The organism is Paenibacillus sp. FSL K6-0276, assembly GCF_037977235.1.
In the GTDB taxonomy this organism is placed as follows: domain Bacteria; phylum Bacillota; class Bacilli; order Paenibacillales; family Paenibacillaceae; genus Paenibacillus_AQ.
The window spans coordinates 1,529,768-1,551,542 of record NZ_CP150276.1; the positions used below are offsets into that span (position 1 = coordinate 1,529,768).

Here is a 21,775-nt window from a genome sequence, read left to right on the forward strand (position 1 = left end):
TAAAATATAAAATGTAAACGTTTACAAATTAACTTTGTTATTCACATCGATAATTTCTAACACATGAGTGTAATGATCTGTTGCTCTATTGGTAATTTCATCTGAAAAGGAGAGCCGGTATGAAAAATGTGAGAATTGTTAAATTATTGTCAGCGCTTATCATAATAAGTTTGCTACTGCCCAATCATGCGTTGATTATGGCGATGCAAGATAGCAGCGATGAACCAAGTGCTTATACTTCGATGAACAATCTAGTAATGAACGGGGATTTTGAGGAAAGTGTGACAACCGATGATCTAAGCTCTTGGCCCAATGGAATGAAGCCTACTTATTGGTCAGTAAAGCCATGGATCGATTCAAGATGGGGAAACCCGAACTTCTCCCTTGAACAAGTGTCAGGCTCAGATAATCACTATCTTAAAGTAGACTTGAAAAATGATGTCAGTGACAAGTCAAGAGCTACAATGAAATCTTCGAAAATTGAAGTGGAGTCTAATACAAATTATGAATTTACAATAGATCTTGCACTTGAATCAGTATCTGGTAATAATTTTGGATTCAAAGTTATTGAATATGATCAGGATAACAAGAAAATTATAGAAAATATTCTAATTACAAAGCAAGGTACATTAGGTTGGAGTGAATTTAGCGGACAAATATCCACAAAAGAGCAAACCAAATCTGTAGTGATTGAGTTATGGATAGGCGTAACGAATGCATTAAATAATGGTGGAACCATTATGATTGATAATATAAGAATGTCCCCTCTGAATAATATTCCAGTTTCAGATATTCAGATCGCCGAAGAGATTCATGGCCAAGTAGGCACTAATCACCAATTAACCGCCATCATCACTCCTTCGAATTCGACCAACCAAAATGTTACTTGGACCAGTGAAAACGAAAATGTAGCCGTTGTAGGACCAGACGGTTTAGTAGAGCTGGTTGGAGAAGGAATTACAAAAATTATAGCAACTGCAGAAGATGGTGGGAAAACAGCAATATGTAATGTTACTTCAGTTTCTAGTAGCAGTTCTGATCCTATCGTATTGAACGGCGATTTTGAGCAAAGTGAAGCAACCGATGATATAAGTACTTGGCCTCATGCAATGAAGCCTACTTATTGGAAAGTAAATCCCTGGCTTGATCCTAGATGGGGAAATGCGGACTTTACTCTTGAACAAGAGTCAGGCAATCAATACGTTAAGGTAGACTTGAATAGCGATGTGGGTGGTAAGGTAAGAACTTCAATGGCATCCTCCCGTTTTGAAGTAGATCCTAATGCAAAATATAAGTTTTCAATAGATTATCAACTTACATCAGTATGGGGTAACAGTTTTGGAGTCAAAGTTATTGAATATGATCAGAATAATAATAAAATTGCAAGTACAACGCTATTCACAAAGCAAGGCAATAGTGAATGGAGTGAATTTAGTACACTAATATACACAAACGAAAAAACAAAATTTATTGTGAATGAGGTGTGGTTCGGTGTAAATAATGCATTAGATAATGGTGGGATCATAAAGTTTGATAATGTAAGAATGATTCCTCAAAATGCTGAGGTTGATGAAGTTGAACTTCCGGATTCTGCAACCGTTTATCAAGGGCTTACAGTGAAGCTGGATGTTGTAGTCAAACCTGAAAATGTTGCCAATCCAAATGTAAGATGGACTTCGAGCAATCCTGATATTGCTGCAGTTGATGACCAAGGTGTAGTAACGGGTGTAAATATTGGCACTACGGTAATTACAGCTACATCGGAGTCTAATCCTAGTGCAATAGCTACCACTATGGTGACAGTTAAGGGGTTTGAGTTGGAACAAATGATTCTACCTGCTGAAATTATGCTTGAAGAATACGATACTATAAAGCTTGTACCAAAGTTTATTCCTCCCCATACACCAAATCGTGAAGTAATTTGGACTTCCAATAATCCAGAAGTTGCATCCGTTGATCCTAATGGTTTGGTAACAGGATTTAAAGCTGGAGAAGCAATTATTACTGCTACTTCAATCAATAATCGAGAAATAAAAGCGAATACCAATATACATGTTTACAAGGATGATCCTGCAACATGGGATGAATTCAAAAAGCTTCAAATGAAATGGAAAATGGTGCTTTTAGATGGAATTCCTTATACAGGAAACGATACATTTATTGCTTCGCTTGCAGAACAGAAAGTTAAGGATATAAATAAAGAAGCACAGGACCTTTGGGATAAGTTAGTTACATTAAGCTATCGTCAATATTTGTGGGAAGATCAACAGATGGTTCCAGGAAAAAATTCAGATGCACTCGTAAACTCGTCAAAGCGTCTTAGAACAATGGCTTTAGCATTTTCCATGGAAGGTGGAGAGCTTTATCATAACACTGGACTGCTTGTCGATATTATTGAATCGTTAGACTGGATACATGAGAACTGGTATATCATTTCCGGTGATAAATATGGGAACTGGTGGAATTGGGATATCGGTGCTCCGCTAAGATTCACGGATATTAATATTCTGCTTGCAGATTATCTAAGCCTAGAACAAATTAAGACTTATACAAATTCGATTGATTATTATGAAGGAGATTTTACTAAAATCTCTCAAACCGGAGCAAATCTCTCAGATGTTTTGTCATATGAGCTTCGATTAGGGATTGTTGAGAAAAATCCTGAGCGTCTTGCTAGTGTGCGCGATCAAATGAGTCCATTATTTGAGTATGTAACAACAGGTGATGGCTTTTATCTAGATGGCTCGTTTATTCAGCACGGAACAATCGCATATACAGGAAGTTATGGCGAAGTAACAATTCAAGGAACAAGTAATCTACTAAATATGTTAAATGAAAGCCGTTGGGAAGTAACCGATCCTAATGTTCAGAATGTATATAACTGGGTGTTTGATGCATTTGCTCCTGTTATATATAAGGGTGAAATGATGGATATGGTACGTGGTCGGGCGATTTCTCGTTATAACCAGAGTGGGCATGCAGCAGCTGCAGGTGTGATGTCGAGTATCATTCGTTTGGCTGAGGCGGCACCGTCTGAAGTTTCCATGGAGATAAAGCAGATGTTGAAGCATTGGATTTTATCTGATCAAACCTGTAATGTTAATCAGATGTTTACAAGCATTCAACAGCTTGATACGATAACGTCATGGCTGAATGATCCTTCGATTGAAGCGATAGGGGACCTTCCCAATCATTTTGAACTCAACGCGATGAATCGCAGTGTTCACAAAAGAAATGATTATGCTTTTGGAATTAGCAAAAGTTCAAAACGAATCTGGACTTATGAACTAACAAATGGTGAAAATCGTAAAGGCTGGTATACCGGAGACGGAATGACTTACCTATACAACGGAGATGCAACGCAGTATTCGGATGATTACTGGTCTACGGTTGATTACAATAGATTGCCGGGTACAACGGTCGTGAGTCGTAACCGTGATTCGAGTCAGTATCAGTATGGAGATGGAGAAGGAGCGCCCAATAACGCTTGGGCTGGCGGCACAACACTCGATAAATATGGTGTTTCCGGTATGAAATTACAGCAGATTGGGACCCAAATGTCGGTAAATAAGTCTTGGTTTATGTTTGATAACGAAATTGTAGCATTAGGTTCAAATCTGACCAGCCAAGATAACATGATGGTGGAGACAACCATTGAACAACGCAAAATAAACATGGAAGGCAGCAATGTTCTAACGGTTGACGGAGAAGAGCAGCCGACAGCGTTAGGTTGGACAGATTCGAAGTCGAATGTGAAATGGGCGCATCTTGCCGGCTCAACACCTAATTCAGATATCGGTTACTATTTCCCAGGCGGACAGACGGTTAAGATGTTGCGTCAACAGCAAACAGGCACTTGGTTCGACGTTAATAAAGACGAAAAAGGTATTAATGGCGGACCAAAAGATGAAAGAGTTCGAAACTATTTGACCATGTGGTATGATCACGGGACAAATCCACAAGCGGAAACGTATAGTTACGTGCTGCTGCCGAATAAGTCAGCCCAAGAAGTTGAGGCGTACTCCCTAAATCCAAACATAGAGATTCTTAAGAATGAAGCTGATGTACAATCCGTTCGAAACAAGAAGTTGGGGATTACTGGAATTAGTTTCTGGGGAGAGTTGCCAACGAAAGCTGACTTCGTAACCAGCAATCGACAATCATCCGTTATGGTGCGAGAGAATCAGGATCATACGTTGGAAATTGCAGTTTCTGATCCAACCATGGAGAATACAGGAATTATTGAGATCGAACTCGACAAATCTGCAGCTAGTCTTATTGAAGCAGACCCTCAAGTTCATGTTGCTCAATTAGCACCGACGATTAAGTTACAGATAAATGTGAACGGCTCCTTAGGACAATCATTCTATGCAAAGTTTGATACGGATTCAAACCGAAAATATGCGGTAATAGCGAAGTATGGGCTTGGCAGTGGGGATTATAAAGCTGGAGACACAGTTACAATAACAGCCAATGAAGCACCAGCTGGCAAAGAATTTGATAAATGGACTACGGATAACAGTAGCGTTAGATTCGCAAATGCAAGTAATAAAGTAACTACATTTGTAATGCCGAGTGAAGCGGTAACAGTAACAGCAACCTATAAGGATAAGGAAGCAACACCTTCAACACCAAATCCAACACCAAATCCAACACCTTCGCCTACACCAAAACCAGGTGATGATAATAAGCCAACTAAGCCAATAGATCCAGGGAAGCCTATTGAGCAGGAGACTCCAAAAGTAAAGCTGAAAGATTTAGATGATCATTGGGCTAAGGATTCAATTGAAAAATCAGTTGAACTAGGTTTTGTAAGTGGTTATGAAGATGGAACTTTCCGACCGAATGCTATGGTTGCACGCGGTGAGTTTGCAACGATGTTAGCTAAAGCGCTGAAATTGGAGCTTGATGATGAGTTTCGTTTTGCTGATAAAGATGAAACACCAGTGTGGGCAAAGCCACACATTCAAGCACTAGCTAAAGCAGGTTTCATTTCAGGATATGGAGATGGTACATTCCAAGCGAACCGAGCTATAACTAGAACTGAATTAGTCGTTATTATGGTCCGTGCTCTAGGTCTTGAAGTAAAACAAAATGCAACGCCAGTGTTCGATGATGCAGATCAAGTTCCAGCATGGGCAAAACCCTATGTGGCAACAGCAGCTGAAGCAGGATTAATTAAGGGGAATGGGAAGGGCAAATTTAATCCGAATGATTCTTCAACTAGAGCAGAAGCAGTTACTTTGATTTTAGCTATGCTAAACAATAGGAAATAAGTTCATGTTCTAGATCCAACATGTTCTAATAATCTAACCTGTGAGACCGTGACATATTTAGTCATGTTTCACAGGTTAGATTATTAATTAGACCTGATTAGCTTGTATTCATAACAGACAATACATCGAAATGAAGCCAAAATGTTTGTTAATAAATACATGGACAATATCATTTCTAACATTTAATAATCATCTAAGAGGGGGCTAATTAATGATCAAAGTTTTAATTGTAGATGACGAAATTCTTGTGCGTTTAGCCCTTAAATCAGGTATTGAATGGAAAACCCATGGCTTTGAATTGATTGGTGAGGCGGATGATGGTGTTTCTGCCCTAAAATATATAGAACAATATCAGCCGCATATTGTGATTACTGACATTACGATGCCGAATATGAATGGAATTGAGCTCATTCGTGAAGCAAAGAAAATAAACGCCGATATTCACTTTATTATTTTAAGTTGTCACAATGATTTCGAATTTGTGAAGGAAGGCATGAAATTAGGCGCTGAAGATTATATTCTAAAGCTTTCTATGAATATTGAGAAGCTGGTTGATATATTGTTGAATCTCAAAGATAAGATTAAAAGTGGTCCTTCAACAAGAGACGAAACGATGGTCATGAAAGCTCAAGAATCTGATCGTCTAAATTTCATTTATAGTTTATTTGATGATTCTTTTCAGTCAAAGGATGAATTAATGAACATGGCTTTAGAGTTGGGATTATCACTCATTGGTAATTACTATGTTATAGGTATTCTCCAATTCGATAAACAGCAGCATGCTCAAGATAGTAATTACAGTCCAAGGATAAGCTCGGATGATGTTACGTTGAATATCATTGATGACATTATGAAGGGTTACGGAATGGGCCAAGTTATTTTTTTTGAAAAAGGAATATTTCTATACCTATTTAGTTTTCAATCTCTTATGGAGGCCGAGAAAAATCTTGATCTAATTCAATCTATTTGCGAGGAAACGGTTGATTTAATTCGTAAATTTATTCAGATCAAGGCTTCATGCGGGATAGGCTCGATCGTTGAAGGTATCTCCAATACAAAAGTGTCTTATAATCACGCATATGAAAGCTTAAAAATAAATTTTTATACGGGCCCAATGTCCGTTAATCGTTATAACCCCTCTCAGAATCATGAGGAATTCATACTAAAATCCGAAGAATATGATCAACTATTACAGGCCATTGAGATATATGATTTACATTTAATACGAGTGAGATTTATAGATTTGCTAAAAACAATGGAACGGCAGCAAGTCATGAGAAGTCAGAATGTAAGGATGTATATTCATAAACTGATATTTTTAATTGAAACGAATATTAAGAAAATAACGAAGCACATTGGAGAGTATGAGAGTATTACAAGAGCTTATATGTATATTCAAGAGATCCATTTTTTCAATGAAATGATCGAACAAATAGATGCTTGCCTGCAAGATTTTATAACAGAAGCGATGCATGAGGATCTGTATGCTTGTAGAACGGAAGTATTTAAAGCGAAAGAGTATGTGCTGAAAAATTATAATCAACCTATTAGTGTTGCAACAATTAGTAAAATCATTAATATGAATCCTGATTATTTCAGTCATATCTTCAAAAAGGAAGCAGGTATCAACTTCATTGATTATCTGAATGAAATTCGAATCGACAAAGCTAAAGAGTTGATGAGAAAGCAAAAGTATAAAATTTATCAAATTGCTGAAATGGTAGGCTATAACAATGATAGTTATTTCATCAAGAAATTTAAGCAGATAACAGGTTATAAACCATTGGAATACATGAATGAAATAAAAGGATAAGTACAGTTCCTTTCGGAAATAGTATGGCATTAATCTTAGATTTATAGCAAAGATTAATGCCATTTTTGTGTTCCGGTAAAACAAGAAATCAAAGTGCTAAGCAATGGACAATCTTTACTAAGCTTCGTTTATTCTGGCATGAATTTGATTATGTTAAGCTTAATCCATCACCAAAAGGGAGGTTTACGAATGAGAAAAATGAAAAGAGTATTCGTTAGTTTATTGATGGTTACCTTAGTTGCAACGTTATTTGCTGGATGTTCTAACTCGTCAAAGAATAGTTCCAATGAGAGTTCTCAACCCGATTCAACTGGCAAGACCCAATCTACCTCGGATACAGACAAAACTGAGGTTGTCGTTTGGAATTTTACTTTCAAGACCGATGAGCAGAAAGCGGAAATCATAAAAGGTTTTGATGCGCTTGGTAAAAATATCAAGCTAACTTTTAAACCACTGCCTCAAGGGACAACCGAAGAGATTGATCAGAAGCTAGTCACGAACTTAATAGGCGGAGAGAAAATTGATATATTTGATGGATACGTATCACAATATTATAATTTTACATCCAAAGGCTTGCTTGAACCTTTAGACGGATATATAGCCAAAGACAACTTTGATGCAAATGCTCTAGGCGAAAGCAACATTCAAATGTCCAAGATCGATAATAAATTGTACGGTTTGCCTTATATCAAATCTAAATTCATGCTCTATTATAACAAAGATTTGTTCGATAAGGCTGGGGTAGCTTATCCAACAGATGATTGGACTTGGAATGATTTCAGAGAAGCAGCCAAGAAATTAACATCCGGTGAAGGTAGTAATAAAATATGGGGATTTACTATGCCAGATTGGCCACAAACTTGGGGAGGAATGGCAACACAAACAGGTTTGAAATATGTTAATCCTGATAACACTTTAAATCTGGATAAGCCTGCGTTCAAGGATGCACTTCAATTTAAGTATGATTTGTCCATGGTTGATAAGAGCGGCCCATCTCTAGCAGAAAATAAAACAACGAAGACCCATTATGCGAAGCAATTTAGCGCTGGTAACATCGGAATGTTGATCTCAGGCGACTGGTCAATTGGTCAAATTGCATCTAATCAAAATAATGATTTTAAGTTTAAGTATGATATCACTAATATTCCTCATCCAGAGGGTGTAGCAAAAGGCACTACGTTCGGTGCTCCGCGATATCTTCTTATGAATTCTAAATCAGATCAAAAAACAAAAGACGCAGCTTGGGAAGTAATGAAATATTTAAGCTCTGAAGACGTAGCGCTTATTCTAGCGAAATATGCAATTAATTTACCAGCTCTCAATACACCAAAGGTAGAAGAAACATTCCTGAAAAATCTTCCGGATTTCGTCGGAAACGGAAAAATGGTATTGGAGAATGTACCATATGTTGAGGAATTACCAATGCATGTGGCCAGTAATGCGATTAATAAAGCAATGGGAGAAGAAGCAGAACTTGCTCTAACAGGTACTAAGTCAATAGATCAGGCCATTGCAGATATGCAAAAGCGCGCTACCGATGAAGTGAACAAGTTAGTCAAGAAGTAATCTTGTTAATAAATATGGACTGAACGTTCATCGGAATGTTTAGTCCATATTTGAAAGGAGTGATTGGTTTGAGTGCGTCGAAAATTAACCGACGAGAATCGATGTGGGGATTTTTATTCCTCCTGCCTAATTTGATAGGTTTTGTCTTGTTTTCACTAATACCTGTCGTTGTTGCATTCGTACTAAGTCTCACGGACTGGGATGGAATTAGTAAGATTAATTTTATGTGGTTTGAAAATTATATAGATTTATTCAAGGATGAATCGTTTAGAATTGCTCTGTATAACACCTTTATATATACGATTGCTTTTGTTCCATTGACATTGTTTCTTGGATTAATGATTGCCATGTTGCTAAATAACAAATTGAAGGGGATCGGCGTATATCGATTAATTTATTTTATACCTTATATAGCGTCAGCAGTTGCAATCTCTTATGTATTCAGCGCGCTATTACACCCGACGCTAGGACCGATAAATAATATGCTACGGAGCTTCGGTATAGACAATCCCCCACAATGGCTAACAAGTCCTAACTGGGCAATGTTTTCTGTCATCGTGATGTCCGTGTGGAAGAACTTTGGTTATTATGTGGTGATGTTTCTGGCAGGTTTGCAGGGAGTTCCGAGTTCACTTTATGAGGCTGCTACTATTGATGGAGCTGGTGGTTGGAACAAATTCAAACACATAACAATACCTTTGATTACTCCTGTAACCTTCTTCTGTATCATTATGGCGACAATCAACTCCTTTAAAGTGTTTGATCAGGTTTATATCTTAACAGAAGGTGGACCAGGAAGAGCAACAACGACAATTGTTCAGTATATTTATGAATCGTCTTTTCAGAATTATCAAATGGGTTATGCAAGTGCAGCAGCCGTTGTGTTATTCGGAATTATTTTTATTGTAACGCTTGTTCAATACCGTGGACAGAATAAATGGGTTAATTACTAGGAAGAAAGGGAGTGAGGAAATGACAACTATAGGCGTACAACGTCACAAATTGTTAAGCCCCCAAAAAGTCAATCATCTTTTGATTCATATCATTCTAATCTCGTTAGGCCTAGTAATGACTGTGCCGTTCATTTGGATGTTATCGTCTTCGTTAAAGCCGGAGGTCGATATATTTAAAATGCCTATTGAGTGGATTCCGTCGACAATCACGTGGTCCAATTATGCTGCTTTATTTTCGGAAAGATTTAATTTTGGTTTGTTTTACAAGAATACTTTTATTATTGCCAGTTCAGTTACTATATTACAGCTAATCACATGTTCTTTGGCAGGCTATGCCTTCTCAAAAATTAAATTTAAGGGAAGAGATACCATCTTCCTATGTTACTTGGGTACGATGATGGTACCGTTCCAAGTAACGATGATCCCGTTATTTATCATTATGAGAATCCTTGGTCTAGTCGATACTCAATTATCCATTATTTTAATGAGTGCCTTTAGCGCTTACGGTGTTTTCTTGCTTCGACAATTCTATCTAACCTTGCCGATCGAAATATCTGAGGCTGCGATGATTGATGGTTGTAATCATTTCCAAATTTATTATCGGATTATGCTTCCGAATATAATACCAGCGATGTCAACGTTAATCTTATTTACTTTTCTCGGGCAGTGGAACGACTTTATTGTACCGTTTATTTTCCTGAATTCTCCTGAAAACTTCACGATAACGATAGGTCTTAAAGCATTTGTATCTGATTATGATGTAGAATTTGGCAAGATTATGGCAGGCACGGCCATGTCGATCATTCCGATATTGGCTATCTTCTTTGCAGTTCAGAAGCAATTTATCGAAGGAGTGGCTTTATCTGGTATTAAAGGTTAGATATTAATTGGATTGAAAATCAGGAAGGAGCATTCCAATGTCAGTTGATCCTCAATTACGTGAAATCGTCAAAAATCAAGCGCAGTTCCAGCGCACATTCTCACAATCCCAATTTAAGCAGTCACTTGATTTTGTATTGAAACGAATTGATGCAAATTTAGAAACGTTTACGTATAAGTTTCCTTCTGCAAACAGTGTGAATCTTGTGTACGAACCCGTTGAGAATGCGAGTACCGTACATGCATCGGATTGGACATCGGGATTCTGGACAGGGATGATTTGGCTTGCTTATGAGCTTACGGGTGATCCTAAGTATCGCCACGCGGGCGACATTCAAGTAGAAAGCTTCAAACAACGATTTGTCGATCGTGCTATTTTAAATCATCATGATATCGGTTTCTTATATTCACCTTCTTGTGTGGCAAGCTTCAAGCTCACTGGTAGTGAATCAGCTAAGATCATAGCACTTGATGCAGCCAAGCTGCTGGCAATGCGCTTCCGTGAAAAGGCTGGTATTATTCAAGTCCGAGGTCATTTGGATGATCTAAATCACCATGAACGAGGTGTATTTATCATCGATTGTTCTATGAACGTACCGCTCCTTCATTGGGCGACTCAAATGACCGGTGACAGCACTTATTCGGATAAAGCATTCCGACACATCAAACAAGTCGCCAAGTATATGGTTCGACCAGATGGCTCGACCCATCAACATTTCCATATTGATGTTGACACAGGGGAACAGGTAAAAGGATGGACAGGGCAAGGCTACGGGACAGATGATGCGTGTTGGTCCAGAGGACAAGCTTGGGCGCTATACGGTCTTGCGCTTGATTATAGATTCTCTGGGGATCCAGAGATAATAGAGGCAGCCAAATCTGTCGCCAACTATTTTCTTAATCGGTTGCCTGAAGACCTTGTATGCAATTGGGATTTAATATTTTTGGCTAATGACGGGCAACGTGATTCATCGGCTGCAGCGATTGCGGTATGCGGATTACTGGAGTTGGCAAGACAGCTCCCGGTGCTTGATGAAGACCGGCATCTCTATGAACAAGCAGCATTAACTATACTGGAATCGCTGGCGGATCGTTATACGACAGAGGACCACCCGGAATCGAATGGAATTCTACAGCACGCGGTCTATGCATACAACGGCGATTTAGGTGTAGATGAATGCTGCATATGGGGCGATTATTTCTATATGGAGGCGCTTGTGAGAGTGATTCGAAACTGGAGACCGTACTGGTAATGTTGAGTCATTTTGCTCTTGCGATTTGTACGAGTTGGTCGGCATCGTGAGAAGAGGTTACTGGGGACTGAGGCTTAAGAATAGAAAAAGGGAAGATAAATTCCAAGCAATATGTCAGACATTTTATTAGTGAAATAAAAATGGACAGAGTTTTCAGAATGCATCTGAATCTCTATCCATTTTTGTTTAGAAATACCATTTTTATTTACTACGGCCAGTGCGCTGCGCAATTCTGAATTTGGCTTCAGGAGAAATACGGAAATCTTGAAGAAGTCAATAAGTGGTGGAACATGAGCTTCTGGGGACATACCGTCTATGACTGGGAAGAAATCGTACCGCCTTCGAATCTCAATAACGATAATCGCTACAATCAAGGCATGTCGCTGGATTATAAAAGATTCATGTCCGACTCCATCCTCGCCTGCTACCAAGGGGAATTCGATGCGATAAAGCGCGTGACGCCCGATATTCCGATTACGACGAACATCTGGGGTCTAAAAAATAATCTAGATCTTCACAAGTGGGGGCAGCACATGGATGTTGTTTCGTGGGACAGCTACCCGTCAATGAACGAACCTATGAGCAATGTCGCGAAGCGTCACGACTTTATGCGCGGACTAAAGAACGGGCAGCCGTGCATGCTAATGGAGCAAACGCCAAGTCAGCAGAACTGGCAGAAGTATAACAGCTTAAAGCGCCCCGGTGTGATGCGTCTTTGGAGCTATTGCAATTTCTGCGTTCGGAATGCTGGAATTGTTGGAGCATTTAGATCCTTCAGTTGCTGAAACTGAATTTATCAAAGAAGCGGTCACTCGTTCTATGGAGTCTCTCGTATTGAATTACTCGACGATCAACGAGACGGAAGCACAAGGGCTGTTGAAGCATGGTTCGTACCATGTAAGAGGGAATGCTTCACCGGATGATTACATGATCTGGGGCGATTATTATAACTTAGAAGCACTTCTACGAATCTATGAATAATTTAGTGACAATCAGGACAACCCTTCACGGAAATAATCTGTTTGTCCTTTGTGCAAATAGACTTGCGAAGTGGTGTTGTTTAGGACATAAAATTATGAGGAGGAAAAATGAATACCATCAAAACAGTTCACGTCATTTTTAAAACACATCTGGATGTTGGATTCACTGATTTAGCTGAAAATGTTATTAACCAATATATGGAGCAATATATTCCAAAGGCGCTTCAGTTAGCAGAAGATTTACAGCGTAATGACGGCTCTGCGCAATTCGTGTGGACCACAGGTTCATGGTTAATCAACGAATATTTGAAAAAAGCGAGTAAAGAACAAATCAGAAAGATGGAAAATGCGATAACTGCTGGCAGAATTGCATGGCATGGATTGCCGTTTACAACTCATACCGAATTGGTAGATCCTCGATTGTTCGAGTACGGATTGTCAATCGCTCAGAAACTGAATGCCCGATTCGGGAAAAGCACGATAACTGCCAAAATGACAGATGTTCCTGGACATACGATCGGGATGGTGCCTCTCTTGGCTAAATACGGAATTCGCTACTTGCACCTAGGGGTCAATCCGGCTTCGAAGGTGCCTAGCGTACCGGAGATTTTTGTGTGGAGAGCGCAAGACGGTTCGGAAGTTATTGTCAATTACGCTAGTAATTATGGGAACATCGTACAGATCGAGGGATGCGAGGATGCAATGGTATTCGCTCATACAGGTGATAATTGTGGCCCCCCATCCATCGAGGATATTCAATTGGAATTTGCCAAGCTTTCTGAGAAGTTTCCTGGAGCTGTTATTCAAGCCTCTACAATGGAAGCATTTGTATCTAAAATGCTTGATTTCAAAGACCACTTTCCTGTTGTTTGTGAAGAAATCGGCGATACGTGGATTCACGGAGCTGCGTCCGATCCAACGAAAATACAACAATACCGAGATTTGTTAAGACTTCGTGATAAATGGCTTACAAAGGGACGACTTGACCCAGCAAGTGAAGAATATTCAAACTTTAGCGATAAGCTGTTATTAATTCCCGAGCATACCTGGGGGATGGATGAAAAGAAATTCCTCGCGGATTTTAAGCATTATTCTATAAGCGAATTCAAGGCAGCGAGGCAAGCTGATGTCGTGTCTAAAGACGCTATTCCTGACAAATACGCCTATATCGGATCTTTTGCAATGGATGAAGGGGATGGTCTATCCTCTGAATTGTTCGCCTCTGAGGGGAGAAAACGGAGTTTTCACTTATTCGAAAGTTCCTTTCAAGAGAAGCGTGAATACCTTCAACAGGCTATTCAATGCTTATCGGCAGACAAGCAGCTTGAAGCAACTGAAGTATTAAGACATTCGACGGCCGCTAAGGAAGAACTAACGGAAAGCAATAGCCTCAATTTAAGATTAAGAACAACCTATCCATTGGGTCGATTCGAGGTTGAGTTTGATACAGATGGTTCCATTTGCAAACTTGTGGATGAGAATGGAAAGGTATGGGCAGACGAATCTCACCGCTTGGGCTGTTTTGAATACCAGACATTTGGTTCGGATGATTACCAACATTGGTTCGAGCATTATGTGGTGCAACGGAGCAAAACGTATAAATGGGCAGACGCGGATTTTGGTAAGCCAGGTATGGAATTTGCGGAGCCAAAGCCTGAGAATCGTAAATTTGTGCCAAGTGTGACTCGTATTACTGCCTGTTTGAAGGATGACTTTGATCTGGTTCAAGTTCAACTTTCGATGCCGACGTGTTGTGTTCAATTACATGGTGCGCCAAATGAAATTTGTATCGCATATCGTTTTAATAAATATCAGCGAAGCATAGATGCTGAACTGAAATGGTTTGATAAGCAAGCATACCGTATGCCAGAAGCAAGCTGGTTCTCATTTGTTTTAAAGACGGATAACCCGAATCTATGGAAGATGGATAAAATGGGCACTATGATATCGCCTTTAGAGGTCGTAAAGAATGGAAACCGGAACTTACATGCGGTAAATTCAGGTGTTTATTATGAGGGAAGTGATGGTAGTGCTTCGATTCAAACGATAGACGTTCCATTGGTAGCCCCAGGCAGGAAGAGACTTTTGCAATTTGATAATACTTTTGTTTCTTTAGATGGAGGCATGCATTTCCTACTACATAATAATGTTTGGGGGACAAATTTTCCAATGTGGTTTGAAGATGATGTAAAGTTCAGATTCGTGATCAAGTTAGATTAACCGTCGATAGAGGACTACATCCTTTTTTAATTCGAAATTGAAGTTCAACATATTCTTTAGCAAAGAGGAAGCACGAAAAATTCAAACCTTGGTTAACGATATCAATACTTACGCGAACAGCAAGGGTTCGAAATATGAAAAAACTTACCTCTAAACGCAATTGGGTGGACAGCTTTAGAGTTCTTTTGAGAAAACAGGGTATATTACAGTAGCGTTATGCAAATTGGGATCCAAAAATACCATTGAAATGTGGTGTTTGCTCCAAATATGATAGCCTTAATATTAAAGGGAAAATCCGCACGAACTCCAATTTGTCGCCGTAGCGGAAGCTGACCCTGAACGGCGGACAAAGTTCGCTGAAGCCCCAAAGAAAGAAGAAGAAACGGTTCCAGAAACATCCTTCGATATTCTGGAGAGTACTAGGATAGTACGGTAGGGTTACAATATCTTCGAGCAAGATGGTATGATCCGAGTGTAGGTCGATTTATGAGTGAGGATACGCATTGTTGTGTCTTGTGTAAATTTTAACATTTCTGAACTTCGACCAGATTAACCGAATTCCGTCTAGTTTGAGTCGGTCAACGAGTTGAAGGCTACACCTGCAAAAATGGTCCGTTGCCACTTAACATCTATTCCAGCTTACCAAAAATCCCCTACTCAATGGCGAAAGTGCCACATCCCTTGATATGAATGATATTTCTGACATAGGAGTTCGTTCATATCCTCAAAAAATTCGATAATACGGAGAAGACATAGAGGATTTAATCTCCATCGGAACAATCGGCTTGATCAAAGCCATTGAGAGCTACCGTCCGAACAAAGGCACAAAACTGGCCACTTTTGCTGCCCGTTGTATTGAAAACGAGAACCTAATGTCAAAAGAGTGCATAGCTAGTAAATATCATAACAAGCCTCCAATATGTTACTGAAATGAGGACTAGGACAATCCCAAGTCTTCGTATAGTGGTAATGTAAAGGAGGCTTGTTGCATGGAGATACGAATTCATGAAGGTGAATATTCCAAGGAAGCCCGTTCGAATGCCTATAAATTTCTGGAAGAGATGTACAGGAAGGAGAAGCTGAGTAACGATGGCGGACGGGATATACACAAGGGTATCAACAGAAGAACAAGCAAAGAGCGGATACAGTCTAAGTGAACAGATTCGGGCCTGTCGCGCTAAAGTAAGAAATGCCAGTGAAGTATTTGAATATATTGACGAGGGTGTATCAGGAAAATTTCTGGATCGGCCGGCACTGACAAAGCTAAGAAATGATGTGCGGGATGGTCTTATCGATAGAGTGATCTGTTTAGATCCAGACCGACTTTCTCGTAAGCTGATGAACCAGCTTATCATCTCGGAAGAGCTTGAGAAGAAAGCGAAGCTTGTTTTTGTGAATGGCGAGTACGCACGCACGCCCGAAGGCATGCTCTTTTATCAGATGAGGGGTGCTATAGCAGAGTTTGAGAAGGCGAAAATTAATGAACGGATGTCGCGAGGCAGAAGGGCATAGAGCAAGAAGTGGCTGTGTTGATCAATGGGTTTGGCGGCACGCACTACAAGAGTTGTACTTGCTGAATAATTCGGTTACTCGTGAATTAGTGGCGAAGAATAAAAAAGTATACGTAGGGTTTGTAGGAAATTACATGACTAGTATCGATATGGCTGGAGCATCGGTTACCATCATGAGGCTGGACCCTAAGCTTAAGAAGTTGTTGTCGGAACCATGCAATACGCCGGCTCTATTCATACAGGAACCTTTTGAACCAGTGAACTTTACGGAAGTCGTGCACACTCAAGAGGTGGATAAGCTCGTATCCTACAAGAATGAGACAGATCCAACGGGTGCAATCATTGAACATAACCAGCTATCCTTTCAAAATATCGTATATCTGATCGATCAAATGAGTAAAATTATCATTGAGAATGAGGTGCCATTCTGCGAGTTGGATGCCCATGCAGGAGACGGTGACTTTGGAATGAGCGTTGCCAAGGGATTCAAGCAATTAAAGGCGGAGTGGAAGGACATTTTATCGCATAGTACAACGGATATTGGAAGTTTTCTGGATGCTTGCTCTTTAATTATTATGGAGCATTGCGGCGGAGCATCGGGTCCAATTTGGGGATCTGCGTTCCGTGCAGCTAGTAAATACGTTGGGAATAAGCAAGCGCTATCCATTGATGAGGTCGCTGGTATGATGACAGCTGTTGTCAAAGGGATTCAAGATACTGGAGAAAGATCGTTTGGTAGAGAGGCGGTTGTAGGAGATAAAACATTGATTGATGCTCTTGCTCCTTATGCTGTAGCTTGGGAACAGAGTGCGCGACATGGCGAGGATATCAAGACGGCATCTATCCAGGCGGCAGAGGCTGCTGTACATGGCGCAGAACAAACCAAGGCAATTGTAGCTCGCATGGGAAGAGCCGGTACGGTGGGTGAGCGAAGTATTGGTTATCCAGATGCAGGAGCCTATGCATTAGGAGTTATTTTCACAGAACTCTCAAAAGTAATGAAATATAGCAAGTAGGGTTGAGCGCAGGCAAGACTTTTATTATTTGAAGACTTACCAACTAAGGTAACATGCCTAATAAAAAGACCCGCAAGACAGTCACTTCTTACAAAGTGTCCATCTTGCGGGAAACAGTTGACTAGGCAGAGGGAGTTGCTTTCTTACATTCGTGCACTTACGTTATGATGCTTCTTGTATTCGTGCTAACTTCTTACGCTCCATATCTTTAACACCAAAGTGTGTTAAGAAGCAGAATACGATAGCGAACACTGTCGCTCCAAAGAGCAAATAGAATCCAGCGTGCCAACCGAAACTGTCAACCATGTAACCGAATACGGTTGTTCCTGTTGTAGCCCCCAATACGTAACTCATGAAGCCTCTCAAACCAACCGCCGAACCAACTGCGAATGGTGGAACAACTTCCATCGTTTGTACAGAAGCAAGGAATTGCGGAACGTAGATAAAGCAGCCAATCGTTGCAGCGAATAATGTTGTCCATAGCAAGGAATCGCTTATCCAGTAGCCAAAGAGACAACCGAAGATAGTAACCAGCGCGATTACTGCCGGCGGCATACGTAAACCTTTGAACACTTTGTCAGATAAGTAACCTACCAATAGTGTGGACGGAATGGCCGCCCATTCGAAGAATAAGTAAGCAGTGTGCATTTGATCTTCGGAGAAGCCTTTCACTTCTAACAGGTAGATCGGCATGAAGCTGATAACTCCGAATCTAACCATATATACGAATGTGTCTAGTAGGGATACATACCAGGCATTCTTGTTCTTGAGCACGTACTTCACGAATATTTGAAGAGAGTTTAATTCTTCTGGCGCTTTTTCATTAGCACTAAGTTTATATGTAGGATCATTAGCATCTTTGAAGATTTCAGTAACGGGAGGCAGCCCTTCGTTTTTAGGAGAGCCTTTCGTTAATACTAAGATCACGATAGCAAACACGAGTGCGATTGCCGCAGGTATCTGATAGGTAGCCACCTGCCAATTGTCGCGTCCAACGACAGCGATGGACGCACCAACGATCGGTGCAATAATGCCGCCGCCAAGGTTATGTGAGGTATTCCATATCGCAGTTATCGTACCTTTGCGCTTCTTTGGAAACCAGTTAGCAATGGTGATGAAGGCTGGTCCTACACCCATACCTTGACACAATCCGAGAATGATGACGAGACCAGCGAATATCCAGAAAGAAGAACTAAAGCCCATCATCACATTGACTAAGCTACAAAGGATCAAGCCAAAAGCCATAAATCGCTTCGGACTCGCCTTATCGGAAATACTACTCATAAATCCTTTGCTTATTCCGTATGCAACGAGCATACAGGTTGTTAACAAACCAACTTGGCCCACACTAAGTCCTAGCTCTTCTCTCAGGTATGGCGTAGATAAGCTAAAGTTACTACGCACGATATAGTAAGCCATGTAACCAAAGAATACGCCCAACAGTGACTGCATACTGAACTGCTTGTACACTTTCATTATGTCTTCTTGCGGCACCTGAGTCTTTGCGACCTTGGGTCTTAAAAATGCTAACATACTCTTCACCTCGATCTTGTAATGTGTGATTCAGACAATGAGGAAACGGTTTCGAATATGGCGTCAGTATTTCCATAGTTTTAAACGCTTTCATAATGAATCTGCTCACCTCGTCTATTATCACGTATAATAGTTTTGCTCACTATCAGCGTAATTCTGATTTTTTATTAGGAGTTTTTAGTAGTTGATGTAGGATAAAATCCTACATCTTTGATGTGCTGTTTAATAGGGAAATAGCATAGTTCTTATGATATACTCGGGTAATTGAAACGGAGAATCGAGAATGGGGGTTCAAACTCTTATGAAAAAGATGTACAAGCTAGTACTCATCTTCTTGGTCGTACTGCTTGTATCTGGATGTCAGAGTAGTCATATAGGGTACGATATTATCTTCACCAAGACGGAACCAATGTCACCGATTGAATTGCCGGATGCGCAGCAAGCACCTATTCGGGTAGCCTTCTCAAGTGTGCTTAACCCCGCTGATACAATTAAGCATTATAAAACGCTTACGAATTATATAGGCGAACAACTGAACCGGCCTGTTATCATGATTCAGCGTAAAAGCTACAGTGAGATCAGTATGTTGATGATTAACGGAGGGGCAGATATCGCACTGCTCTCTGCTGGGGCATATATTACATACCGCAATGTAGCGGGTTTAGAAGCGATTGCAATGCAAGAGCGAAAGGGACTTCCTTATTACCAGGGGTATCTCGTTGTCAATCGTAAGAGCAACATTAAGGATATTAGTGAACTAAAAGGGCGGAGTATCGCTTTTACCGATCCTATTAGCTATTCGGGGTTTATATTTATAGACCATCTACTTGCTGAGTTTAACGAAACGCCAGAAACGTTCTTTGGCAGATATGTGTATACCTACAATCATGATAGTTCTCTTCAAGCGTTATTGGACAAGGTCGTGGATGCTGCATCCGTTAATAGCTTAGTTATTAAAAACATGGAGCAGTCTGATCCAGAATTAGCAAAAACACTTCAGGTCATCGCGGAGTCCCCAAGACTCGGAACCGGCCCCGTAGTCGTGAACAGCGATATGCCAGATGCGGATAAGGAGCGAGTGAAAGAGATCTTCTTATCGATGCACGAACAACAAGATATGCAAAAGGCACTAAAAGGTTTGTCTATTGACCGCTATGTTCCCGTAGATTTCAAATTATTCGACAGGGTTGACAAGACGAATTCGAATAGAGGAAGTTACTAATGGCCGGGATGAGTCGATTAAACATTAACAAGAAGATATTCGGGGCTGTCCTCGTCGCCTTGCTCTTTCTAGCTTTAGTATTAGGATTTATAATCTGGGATTCATTAACGAAAATGACGGAGGAAGAGTTGAAAAAGCGAGGTTTGAGCATTGCGAATCATATTGCGACCTCGTCTTCCGACTACATTCTGACCGATGATTACTATGCAACCTATATACTGATAGAACAAGCACAACAAGTGAATGAGGATATTCGATACATATTGGTGTTTAATAGCAATCAAACACTTGTAGGGCATTCATTCTCAGGGGATTTGCCTAGTGGAATCATTAATACGCATCTCCCGAATGGTACCAACAAGGATCAAGTAGCTGCATTAACCTCCAATGAGGGTAATATACAAGATATCCTTAGTCCCATTGAAGACGGGGATGTAGGTTACGTACGTGTGGGCATGGCAGAAAGCCGGGCTCAGGCGATGATATTAGGTGAGATTGGCGAGTTAATCATTGCAACTATACTTGTATGTATTGCTGCTGCTGGTATTGTCTATTATGTAACGCGCTTGATCACTAGATCCATTAACAATCTGGTAAAGGTAGCTACCGGGATATCAGAAGGAAATCTGTCTTTAAGAGTGAATGAGACGAGCAACGATGAGGTCGGAAAGCTAGCACGAGCGTTTAATGAAATGACGGATAGTTTAATTAGCTCTAACACAGAGGTTGAGAAGCTGCTTAATGAACTGCAAGAGAAGGATGGAATCCGTGATATGCTCATCTCCAAGTTGCTATCTGCCCAAGAGGATGAACGCAGACGAATCTCACGTGAGCTGCATGATGAAACAAGTCAAGCGCTTACTTCATTGATGGTTACTATGCGCGTTATGGCTAATGAAGCGAAAGACGATGAACAGCATACACTGCTTACATCATGCCGAGAGGTAACAGCGAGTATTTTACGGGAAATTAGAGATTTAGCAGTTGAGTTAAGACCGCCAATCCTAGATGATATGGGCTTAATACCTGCAATTCGGAAGTACGTATATAACTTCGAAGATAAGTATGGTCTTGAGGTTGTCCTTACGCTGCCTAGTAATGAATGTACAATGGATAGTCATAAGGCAGTAGCCTTGTATCGCATCGTCCAAGAGAGCATGACCAATGTTGTAAAGCACACCTCAGCGTCCAAGATTCAGATTACGCTTACGCTGCAGAATCAGCATATTCAATTAATGGTTCGAGATAATGGGCATGGCATCCAATTGCAGGACTTTGAAAAGGCGCGTCAACAAGATCGAATCGGTATTTATGGGATGAGGGAGCGGGCAGTATTGCTAGGGGGATCATTTCATCTGGAATCGATAAGTGAAGGCGGGACAGAGCTAAGCGTTTCCTTACCACAATATGACCCTGCCTCAAATAGATAGACACGTAGAAAACCTCTATAATAAAGCGGCTGCCTACTTTGCGAAAAATCTGAAGTAGAAAAATTTAAATTTATTCATGAATACTGCTAATCGATGTAACTGAGGTTTCCTTACTGTCCATTT

The 21,775-nt window shown here is 40.4% G+C and carries 11 protein-coding genes and 4 pseudogenes; 14 read left to right on the top strand and 1 reads right to left on the bottom strand.

Going from position 1 to position 21,775, the window contains the following annotated elements; all coding sequences use genetic code 11:
• The first annotated feature begins 119 nt into the window (after window positions 1-119).
• The 12 genes and pseudogenes from MHH52_RS07025 to MHH52_RS07080 all read left to right on the top strand — a co-directional run.
• Window positions 120-5,276 carry a polysaccharide lyase family 8 super-sandwich domain-containing protein gene (locus tag MHH52_RS07025; RefSeq protein ID WP_340007530.1) on the top strand — a complete coding sequence of 1,719 codons (5,157 nt, stop codon included), beginning with the start codon at window positions 120-122 and terminating at the stop codon, window positions 5,274-5,276.
• Window positions 5,277-5,487: 211 nt separating this feature from the next.
• Complete coding sequence (locus tag MHH52_RS07030; RefSeq protein WP_340007532.1) at window positions 5,488-7,089, top strand: response regulator; 1,602 nt, start codon at window positions 5,488-5,490, stop codon at window positions 7,087-7,089.
• Between the two features lie 189 nt (window positions 7,090-7,278).
• Complete coding sequence (locus MHH52_RS07035) at window positions 7,279-8,655, top strand: ABC transporter substrate-binding protein (protein WP_340007534.1); 1,377 nt, start codon at window positions 7,279-7,281, stop codon at window positions 8,653-8,655.
• A gap of 68 nt (window positions 8,656-8,723) precedes the next feature.
• Window positions 8,724-9,608 carry a sugar ABC transporter permease gene (locus MHH52_RS07040; protein ID WP_313639698.1) on the top strand — a complete coding sequence of 295 codons (885 nt, stop codon included), beginning with the start codon at window positions 8,724-8,726 and terminating at the stop codon, window positions 9,606-9,608.
• A 19-nt stretch (window positions 9,609-9,627) separates the two neighbouring features.
• Window positions 9,628-10,488, top strand: coding sequence for a carbohydrate ABC transporter permease (locus MHH52_RS07045; protein ID WP_313639697.1), 861 nt, complete (start codon window positions 9,628-9,630; stop codon window positions 10,486-10,488).
• 37 nt (window positions 10,489-10,525) lie between these two features.
• Entirely contained in the window at window positions 10,526-11,740 is a 1,215-nt protein-coding gene (locus MHH52_RS07050) for a glycoside hydrolase family 88 protein (RefSeq protein ID WP_313639696.1), read from the top strand.
• A 218-nt stretch (window positions 11,741-11,958) separates the two neighbouring features.
• Window positions 11,959-12,465, top strand: a pseudogene (locus tag MHH52_RS07055) (beta-galactosidase); the annotation flags it as partial.
• A gap of 19 nt (window positions 12,466-12,484) precedes the next feature.
• Window positions 12,485-12,721 (top strand): hypothetical protein, encoded by a 237-nt coding sequence (locus tag MHH52_RS07060; RefSeq protein WP_340007538.1) that lies wholly within the window; start codon window positions 12,485-12,487, stop codon window positions 12,719-12,721.
• Between the two features lie 107 nt (window positions 12,722-12,828).
• Entirely contained in the window at window positions 12,829-14,940 is a 2,112-nt protein-coding gene (locus MHH52_RS07065; RefSeq protein ID WP_340007540.1) for a DUF5054 domain-containing protein, read from the top strand.
• 717 nt (window positions 14,941-15,657) lie between these two features.
• A pseudogene (locus MHH52_RS07070) lies at window positions 15,658-15,815 on the top strand (sigma factor); the annotation flags it as partial.
• Between the two features lie 214 nt (window positions 15,816-16,029).
• Window positions 16,030-16,449, top strand: a pseudogene (locus MHH52_RS07075) (recombinase family protein); the annotation flags it as partial.
• 2 nt (window positions 16,450-16,451) lie between these two features.
• Window positions 16,452-17,467 (top strand): annotated as a pseudogene (locus MHH52_RS07080) (DAK2 domain-containing protein); the annotation flags it as partial.
• 162 nt (window positions 17,468-17,629) lie between these two features.
• On the opposite strand, the gene MHH52_RS07085 reads toward MHH52_RS07080, so the two are convergent.
• Complete coding sequence (locus tag MHH52_RS07085; protein WP_313639692.1) at window positions 17,630-19,000, bottom strand: MFS transporter; 1,371 nt, start codon at window positions 18,998-19,000, stop codon at window positions 17,630-17,632.
• A gap of 301 nt (window positions 19,001-19,301) precedes the next feature.
• Here MHH52_RS07085 and phnD point away from each other — a divergent pair, with 301 nt between their 5' ends.
• Window positions 19,302-20,222, top strand: coding sequence for a phosphate/phosphite/phosphonate ABC transporter substrate-binding protein (gene phnD / locus MHH52_RS07090; RefSeq protein WP_313639691.1), 921 nt, complete (start codon window positions 19,302-19,304; stop codon window positions 20,220-20,222).
• Window positions 20,222-21,652, top strand: a complete 1,431-nt coding sequence (locus MHH52_RS07095; RefSeq protein WP_340007542.1) for an ATP-binding protein — start codon at window positions 20,222-20,224, stop codon at window positions 21,650-21,652. The genes phnD and MHH52_RS07095 overlap by 1 nt, the downstream gene beginning before the upstream one ends.
• The last annotated feature ends 123 nt before the right edge of the window (window positions 21,653-21,775 follow it).

Coding starts and splice junctions, on each gene's coding strand:
- MHH52_RS07025 (WP_340007530.1), top strand. CDS start 120: ATGAAAAATGTGAGAATTGTTAAATTATTGTCAGCGCTTATCATAATA.
- MHH52_RS07030 (WP_340007532.1), top strand. CDS start 5,488: ATGATCAAAGTTTTAATTGTAGATGACGAAATTCTTGTGCGTTTAGCC.
- MHH52_RS07035 (WP_340007534.1), top strand. CDS start 7,279: ATGAGAAAAATGAAAAGAGTATTCGTTAGTTTATTGATGGTTACCTTA.
- MHH52_RS07045 (WP_313639697.1), top strand. CDS start 9,628: ATGACAACTATAGGCGTACAACGTCACAAATTGTTAAGCCCCCAAAAA.
- MHH52_RS07050 (WP_313639696.1), top strand. CDS start 10,526: ATGTCAGTTGATCCTCAATTACGTGAAATCGTCAAAAATCAAGCGCAG.
- MHH52_RS07060 (WP_340007538.1), top strand. CDS start 12,485: ATGCTGGAATTGTTGGAGCATTTAGATCCTTCAGTTGCTGAAACTGAA.
- MHH52_RS07065 (WP_340007540.1), top strand. CDS start 12,829: ATGAATACCATCAAAACAGTTCACGTCATTTTTAAAACACATCTGGAT.
- MHH52_RS07085 (WP_313639692.1), bottom strand. CDS start 19,000: ATGTTAGCATTTTTAAGACCCAAGGTCGCAAAGACTCAGGTGCCGCAA.
- phnD (WP_313639691.1), top strand. CDS start 19,302: ATGAAAAAGATGTACAAGCTAGTACTCATCTTCTTGGTCGTACTGCTT.
- MHH52_RS07095 (WP_340007542.1), top strand. CDS start 20,222: ATGGCCGGGATGAGTCGATTAAACATTAACAAGAAGATATTCGGGGCT.